The sequence below is a fragment of the Nostoc sp. UIC 10630 genome, from assembly GCF_010747425.1.
Lineage (GTDB): Bacteria > Cyanobacteriota > Cyanobacteriia > Cyanobacteriales > Nostocaceae > Nostoc.
This window is the reverse complement of the sequence record NZ_JAAGOG010000322.1, coordinates 1-6,080: the sequence shown is the minus strand read 5'-3', so window position 1 is coordinate 6,080 and position 6,080 is coordinate 1. Positions and strand designations below refer to the sequence as shown.

Here is a 6,080-nt window from a genome sequence, read left to right as displayed (position 1 = left end):
CCCCCCTTTTTAAGGGGGGTTAGGGGGGATCGAAACACTGTTAGACAACTTTATAAGACTTGTGTGTACACCGTAGCTTGTAAAGGGGGGAAACAAAAAATCCAGTTCCCTCCCCTTGTAAAGGGGAGGGTTAGGGTGGGGTAATTCGACTTGTGACTAATTAACCCTAATAGAATTAACCAAAATGCTGAATAATTGCGTCGGCAAATTCAGAACATTTTAAGGGTTCAACTGGTGGTTCTAGCAACCGGGCTAAATCGTAAGTCACTTGACTATTTGCGATCGCATCGCTTAAACCTTTCTTAATTAGGTCTGCGGCTTCTTGCCAACCCATAAATTCCAGCATCATCACACCAGACAAAATCACTGAACCCGGATTAATCCGATCTAAGCCGGCGTGTTTGGGTGCAGTGCCGTGGGTAGCTTCAAATATCGCACTAGAATCACCAATATTTGCCCCTGGTCCCATTCCCAATCCCCCAACAATGGCTGCGGCGGCATCAGACAAGTAATCGCCGTTCAAGTTCATCGTTGCCAAAATCGAATACTCATCCGGTCTGGTTTGGATTTGTTGAAAAATACTGTCAGCAATCCGGTCATTCACCAAAACTTTCTCTTTCCATTTGCCATCGCCGTGGGTTGCCCAAATGGTGTTAAGAACAGTTTCAACTTCCTTGACAACTTGCGCTTTCTTGTCTGGGGTAAGATTATCAAACCCAGGCTCAATCTGGCGGGCGTTTTCTTCCAAGGAAATATTCGGATTTTTTTCCTTGTTACTCAAAATCCAAGATTCTTGTTCAGTGACAGTTTCTTGACGGAATTCACTAGTTGCTAGTTCATAACCCCAATCGCGGAAAGCGCCTTCGGTGTACTTCATGATGTTGCCCTTATGCACCAAAGTCACCTGTTGCTTGTTTTTGGGCAATAGCAAAGCGTGTTTGATGGCACGTCTGACTAGGCGCTGGGAACCAGTTTTGCTGATGGGTTTGATGCCAATACCAGAATCAAGAGGAATGCGTTTTTTCCCGTGTTCTGGTGTGGCGGGGATTAGTTCTTCGTTAAGAATCTTAATTAAGCGATCGCCGATTTCGCTACCTTGTCGCCACTCAATGCCTAAATAAATATCTTCTGTATTTTCCCGATAAACAATTACATCCAGCTTTTCGGGATTTTTGTGGGGAGAGGGCGTACCTGCATAGTAACGGCAAGGACGCACACAGGCATACAAGTCAAAAATTTGCCTTAGTGCCACATTTAAAGAACGAATTCCTCCCCCAATGGGAGTAGTCAAAGGCCCTTTAATAGCTACACCATACTCTTCAATTGCTGTGAGAGTGTCTTGAGGTAAATACTGGTAAGTACCGTATAAATCGCAAGCTTCGTCACCAGCGTAAACCTTGAACCAGCTAATTTGACGCTGACCCTTATATGCTTTGGCTACCGCAGCATCAAGAACTTTCTGGGTAGCAGGCCAGATGTCGATACCTGTACCATCGCCACGAATAAAGGGGATAATTGGATTGTCCGGTACGATTGGTTCACCATTTTTGAAGGTGATCTTTGCTCCGGCTGCGGGGGGGGTAATCTTTTCGTACATCGTTCACACACTCCTAATTGATACGCTGCTAGTCAAAAAATCCTTATGTGGCAGGCTTGTATATTTTGCTATGTCTTTTGTTTACCAAGCCATAAGGCAAAGATTTTCCCCCTATTCCCCTTGTACATTATTTGGGGATTAAGTGTGGGATTCAGTGAAGCGATCGCAATTTTGTACGATTAAAAATAGTAAACTACTTTTCGCTATCAATACTTTTCCAAGGTGAAGCCCGATAGCTTACCGCTCTTTCACTGACCGTTAAAACGAGAATGGCATGACAGACCCAATGATTTTATCAGGCCCTGCAAATGACATCGACTCTCTCCGACAACCATTAATCGCCGGGTCTGAAAAAGTCCAACAACAGATAATCCCACAGTTAGCTGAGTTGGGTAATGAGGGATTAGACGTGTTGATGGAATTTTTACTGAAACGACGTGAGAACCCAGCGACTTGGATTGATGGCAAAGCTTACCAAGTCCTCTATAGCTCTGATGCACCTCAAGCCAAAGAATTTTTGCGCTCCTGTTTTCCTGAAGGAATTGTACCTCTAAAATCAGAGTGCGGGATTAACTACAATTCTTTGCAACAGCTACTTGCTGCTCAAGACTTTCAAGCAGCCGATCGCGTCACCATCGAAAAAATGTGTGAACTATCAGGACCAACGGCTGTACAACGAAAATGGTTGTACTTTACTGAGGTAGAAAATACCTCGGCTGTTGACTTACAAACCATTAACAACCTCTGGTTAGTCCACTCTGAGGGTAAATTTGGCTTTTCAGTGCAGCGAGAAATCTGGTTGAGTTTGGGTAAAAATTGGGAGAATTTCTGGCCGAAAATTGGCTGGAAAGAAGGTAATAATTGGACGCGATACCCTAACAGCTTTACCTGGGATTTGAGTGCGCCTAGAGGTCACTTACCCCTCTCTAATCAGCTGCGGGGGGTAAGAGTCTTTGCTTCTTTACTCTCTCACCCTGCTTGGTCGAAGAATCCAGAAAAATGATTTTGAGTCTACGGACAAATAGATTATGATCAATCCCACCAACCGAGAATTCTACGTCATCATTGAACGGGATGAAGATGGCTACTATGTCGGAGAAGTACCTCAGCTACAAGCCTGTTACAGTCAAGGAGAAACAATTGATGAGTTGATGGCTAACATGAAAGAAGTAATTGAACTTTGTTTAGAAACAACAAGTGATGAAAAAATACCAGAATTTATAGGTATTTAAAAGGTAGTAATTTAATGCCGAAACTACCAGTTTTAACAGGTAAAACAGTTATTAACGCCCTTGAGAAAATAGGATTTCAGGCGGTGCGTCAAAAAGGCTCTCATGTACAAATGCAACATGAAGATGGGCGGTTAGTAACTATTCCTGTTCATGCTGGTAAAACAATAGGCAAAGGATTACTACGCGATATTGAACTTACAAGGGAATTTATAGGTTTGCTGGAATAATAGAGTTGGGAGTTTTCTACCAATCCCAAACAGAAAATATCAAATCAGATAATGGCAAATGTTCGTCTAGAAGATATTAAACGTAGATTTAATAATGTCACCGCGATCGAGGATATTACCTTTGAAATTCCTGATGGCGAGTTTTGGGTTTTAGTTGGCCCATCAGGTTGTGGTAAATCTACAATTTTGCGAACGATCGCAGGTTTAGAAACCGCCACATCAGGTAAACTCTTTATTGGCGATCGCTTGGTGAATAATATCCCAGCCAGACAAAGAGATGTAGCGATGGTGTTCCAAAACTATGCTCTCTATCCTCACATGAGTGTGGCAGAAAACATCGGCTTTGGCTTGCAAATGCGGAAGGTTGACCGGAAAATCATTCAAGAAAGGGTGATGAATGTGGCGCGATCGCTTTCTCTGGATCATTTGCTGGATCGTAAGCCCAAACAACTTTCTGGGGGACAGCAACAACGGGTAGCATTAGGGAGAGCGATCGCTCGTGAACCCCAAGTTTTTTTACTTGATGAACCTTTATCTAATTTAGATGCCCAATTACGCGACGATACAAGGGCAGAATTAAAACAGTTACATCAAGAATTAGGAATTACCACAATTTACGTCACCCACGATCAAGTTGAAGCAATGACTTTGGCTGATAAAATAGTCGTGCTAAATCGTGGGCGAATTCAACAAATTGGTGATCCCCAAACTATTTATGCAAGTCCTGCTAATCAAATGGTGGCAAGTTTTTTAGGCAGTCCGCCAATGAATATTTTGCCTGCAATCTATCACAATAACGGTTTTGATGTGAGTGGGCAGTTATTAACGATTCCAGCAGTTGTAAAAGAAAAATTACAGTTGCGTCAAGGACACAGTTATGATTTGGGGATTCGTCCAGAGCATATTTTTATTAACGAACCGCCCTCCGGGTTCACAGTCGCCTACGGCGGGAAACCCGCCTACAGCGCTGATTCACCAAGTCGCCAAGAGCGCCAAGAAGAAAATGAGAGTTACCTGATTGTGGAAGTTAAGGTGGTGGAACCTTTGGGAAGGGAAACTTTGATTCGTGCTGGTTTACCTGGTTCGGCGGTGGTGTTGAATATTCAGGTGGGCGCAGATGTGCGTCCGCGTCCAGGCGATCGCCTTTCTCTACAACTTGATTTAAATCACTTGTTTGTATTTGATCCCAAAACTGGTGACAGAATTTTATAAATAGTTTCTTAAACTGCCAGAAATACTCACAATTCCCAATTTTTTGTAGCCAAAATCTAAGAAAATAAAAACTGCAATAGAGACTTAATTGATTAGCTGCAAAAAGTTATATGGCTATTAATCGACGCAATTTCTTGTTTTTACTTACAGCAGGCGCGGGTGCTTTTACATTAGATGCTTGTGCATCGGCAGAGAAATCTCCAAATGGAAATACTGCAACTCCTGAAACAACACCAAATACAACACTAAATAAAACATCAGATAAAACAGGTGCTATCCAACTACCGCCTTTAGCTTACGCCTACGAAGCACTTGAACCACACATTGATGCTAAAACGATGCAGTTTCACCATGATAAACACCACGCAACTTATGTAAAAAACTTGAATGCAGCATTAGCTAAACACCCAGAACTCAAAGGCAAAACTGTTGAAGAACTGTTGCAAAAACTTGACAGTGTACCACAGGATATTCGCAGAACAGTACGCAATAATGGCGGTGGTCATGTGAACCACTCAATGTTCTGGGAAATTATGAAGCCAAAAGGTGGGGGAGAGCCAACAGGAAATATAGCCTCCGCAATTAATCAAAGTTTTGGCTCTTTTGCAGCTTTCAAAAAACAGTTTAACGAAGCTGGTGCTAGTCGTTTTGGTAGTGGTTGGGTTTGGCTAGTGCGTAATAAAGGTGGCAAGTTAGAAGTGACAACTACAGCTAACCAAGATAGTCCCTTAAGTGCAGGTAAATATCCCATTTTAGGTAATGACGTATGGGAACACGCATATTATCTCAATTACCAGAATCGCCGCGCCGATTATTTAGATGCTTGGTGGAATGTGGTTAATTGGGATGAGATTAACAAGCGTTTTGCAGCAGCCAGTAAACTTGCATAAACATTGGGATATTGATATTCCACTCCTGTCAAAGTAATTCATAATTACAACCAGTGGAAACTTGCACTCTTTCTAATTACGAATTACGAATTACCAATTAGTCAAAGAGGCTTTTGAGTAGGTACACCAATAGAACGGGGAAACTGAACTGGTGTGGTGGCTACCTTACGCAAATACACACAGTGCCGGATGCTGTGACTCAAGGGTGTTGTAAATTGTTCGATTGATTCAATAACGCCACCCAACAGCTTCACAGCATTCTGCAAAGCTGTTGTTTCATCCTTTGTCCAATTACCGCGATAAATTATGGCTAAACCTCCCTGTTTGAGCAGTGGTAGGGTATATTCTGCACAAACAGAAACTGCCCCTACAGCACGGATCAGTGCAATATCATAAGCCTTTCGATGCTGAGAATGCTGACCGATTTCCTCAGCCCTACCAACAAGAGTTTTAGCATTAGTAAGGGCAAGTTCAGATAATAGATTGTCGAGAAAAGTAATTTTTTTCTGAGTTGAATCAAGAAGAGTAATTGTGCAATTAGGTACTGTAATTGCCACTGGAACACCCGGAAAACCTGCACCTGTACCAATATCGATGATAGTGGGAGAAGCCAGGGGTAAATTTCCTGATAATACGGGTAGAATTCCTCGTAGAGAATCCCAGAGATGTTTTTCCCAAAACTCTTGGGGGTCAGTAATGCGAGTTAAATTTAGTTGACGATTACCTTCTAGGATTAACTCATAAAGCCTTTGGAATTGCCCTTGCTGTTGGACAGTTGGTTGCCAATTCAGAGTTTGCTGCCAGATTTCTGCCATCTCAGGCAATAAGTTAGTCATTTGTCATTTGTCATTTGTCATTTGTCATTTGGGATAGGGCATTGGGTATTCTTTTTTCTCCAGTCCCCAGTCCCCAATCCCCAATC

Annotated in this window: 7 protein-coding genes; 5 read left to right on the top strand and 2 right to left on the bottom strand. The window is 42.5% G+C overall.

Annotated elements, in window-relative coordinates; translation table 11 throughout:
* Positions 1-175: 175 nt before the first annotated feature.
* Positions 176-1,597, bottom strand: coding sequence for an NADP-dependent isocitrate dehydrogenase (locus G1O98_RS36260; protein WP_163939025.1), 1,422 nt, complete (start codon positions 1,595-1,597; stop codon positions 176-178).
* A 274-nt stretch (positions 1,598-1,871) separates the two neighbouring features.
* Between G1O98_RS36260 and G1O98_RS36255 the strand changes: the two genes are divergently transcribed.
* The 5 genes from G1O98_RS36255 to G1O98_RS36235 all read left to right on the top strand — a co-directional run bounded on the left by G1O98_RS36255 (position 1,872) and on the right by G1O98_RS36235 (position 5,158).
* Positions 1,872-2,600, top strand: a complete 729-nt coding sequence (locus tag G1O98_RS36255; protein ID WP_114080449.1) for a GUN4 domain-containing protein — start codon at positions 1,872-1,874, stop codon at positions 2,598-2,600.
* Between the two features lie 25 nt (positions 2,601-2,625).
* Positions 2,626-2,829: a type II toxin-antitoxin system HicB family antitoxin gene (locus tag G1O98_RS36250; RefSeq protein ID WP_163939023.1), complete on the top strand. Its 204-nt coding sequence runs from the start codon at positions 2,626-2,628 to the stop codon at positions 2,827-2,829.
* A gap of 14 nt (positions 2,830-2,843) precedes the next feature.
* Entirely contained in the window at positions 2,844-3,056 is a 213-nt protein-coding gene (locus G1O98_RS36245; RefSeq protein ID WP_163939021.1) for a type II toxin-antitoxin system HicA family toxin, read from the top strand.
* 51 nt (positions 3,057-3,107) lie between these two features.
* Positions 3,108-4,268: an ABC transporter ATP-binding protein gene (locus tag G1O98_RS36240; protein ID WP_163939019.1), complete on the top strand. Its 1,161-nt coding sequence runs from the start codon at positions 3,108-3,110 to the stop codon at positions 4,266-4,268.
* 110 nt (positions 4,269-4,378) lie between these two features.
* The gene (locus G1O98_RS36235) at positions 4,379-5,158 is read left to right on the top strand and encodes a superoxide dismutase (protein ID WP_175587008.1); all 780 of its coding nucleotides are present in this window, start codon (positions 4,379-4,381) and stop codon (positions 5,156-5,158) included.
* A 101-nt stretch (positions 5,159-5,259) separates the two neighbouring features.
* Here G1O98_RS36235 and rsmG read toward each other — a convergent pair whose 3' ends face one another.
* The gene (gene rsmG / locus G1O98_RS36230) at positions 5,260-5,994 is read right to left on the bottom strand and encodes a 16S rRNA (guanine(527)-N(7))-methyltransferase RsmG (RefSeq protein ID WP_163939017.1); all 735 of its coding nucleotides are present in this window, start codon (positions 5,992-5,994) and stop codon (positions 5,260-5,262) included.
* Between the last annotated feature and the right edge of the window lie 86 nt (positions 5,995-6,080).

Coding starts and splice junctions, on each gene's coding strand:
- G1O98_RS36260 (WP_163939025.1), bottom strand. CDS start 1,597: ATGTACGAAAAGATTACCCCCCCCGCAGCCGGAGCAAAGATCACCTTC.
- G1O98_RS36250 (WP_163939023.1), top strand. CDS start 2,626: ATGATCAATCCCACCAACCGAGAATTCTACGTCATCATTGAACGGGAT.
- G1O98_RS36240 (WP_163939019.1), top strand. CDS start 3,108: ATGGCAAATGTTCGTCTAGAAGATATTAAACGTAGATTTAATAATGTC.
- G1O98_RS36235 (WP_175587008.1), top strand. CDS start 4,379: ATGGCTATTAATCGACGCAATTTCTTGTTTTTACTTACAGCAGGCGCG.
- rsmG (WP_163939017.1), bottom strand. CDS start 5,994: ATGACTAACTTATTGCCTGAGATGGCAGAAATCTGGCAGCAAACTCTG.
- G1O98_RS36245 (WP_163939021.1), top strand. CDS start 2,844: ATGCCGAAACTACCAGTTTTAACAGGTAAAACAGTTATTAACGCCCTT.
- G1O98_RS36255 (WP_114080449.1), top strand. CDS start 1,872: ATGACAGACCCAATGATTTTATCAGGCCCTGCAAATGACATCGACTCT.